This is a genomic window from Paenibacillus sp. DMB5, assembly GCF_001517085.1.
GTDB lineage: Bacteria > Bacillota > Bacilli > Paenibacillales > Paenibacillaceae > Paenibacillus_AQ.
The window spans coordinates 1-678 of the sequence record NZ_LRAC01000009.1 but is presented as its reverse complement, the minus strand read 5'-3'; the positions used below and the strand labels follow the sequence as shown (position 1 = coordinate 678).

At 54.7% G+C, this 678-nt stretch carries 1 protein-coding gene and 1 pseudogene; one reads left to right on the top strand and one right to left on the bottom strand.

Going from position 1 to position 678, the window contains the following annotated elements; all coding sequences use genetic code 11:
* Window positions 1-323 (top strand): hypothetical protein (locus AWJ19_RS36095; protein ID WP_206744041.1); only part of this gene is annotated, 323 nt, incomplete at its 5' end.
* Between the two features lie 12 nt (window positions 324-335).
* On the opposite strand, the pseudogene AWJ19_RS33780 reads toward AWJ19_RS36095, so the two are convergent.
* A pseudogene (locus AWJ19_RS33780) lies at window positions 336-560 on the bottom strand (sugar kinase); the annotation flags it as partial.
* Between the last annotated feature and the right edge of the window lie 118 nt (window positions 561-678).

The window sequence follows — 678 nt, the reverse complement described above, 5'->3', positions numbered from 1 at the left end:
TTTTTCCTTTGATTTGGTTCCACCTGAGGTGGATAAGGCTATTCAAAGGGATTTTTCCCTTTGATTTGGTCCCACCTGGGGTGGATGAGGCTATTCAAAGGGATTTTCCCTTTGAATTGGTTCCACCTGAGGTGGATGAGGCTATTCAAAGGGATTTTTCCCTTTGGTCTAGCACTTTCAGCCTGCTATTGGTGCCAAAAATGGGATTTATCCCTCTATTCCGCACTTTCAGGCTGCTGTTGGTGCCATTAATGGGATTTTTTCCCTTTATTCCTACCTTGAGACCCATTTCTCCGGTGTCTGGGGAAATGCTCTGTGACTAACCAAGCTGCCGATCAGACCACCAGCCGTCCCCGTTTCTCTGCCAGGCTGATCACTGCCTCTACGCCGGAGTTGAACTCCAGGAAGTCGCTCTCCACGCCATCACTGAAGATAACACCGTCCTCCGGCATTTGTGAGGTGATCCGCAGCGGCTCATCTCTGCCGACCCGGCCAAACACCACGCCGGCCGAAGTTGTCCGGCTAGGAAAGGGTTCCCTAACCGTAAAATACAGGTTAGGGTCATCCCAGGCCAGCCGGCCAGCCAGGCGGCTCCTGCTCCAGCGGCTTGCCCCTCCCTGCCGCTGTCACGGGACACGCTCGCCGCTGCGGCAGCCTCACCGGCTTTCACTCCTGCTG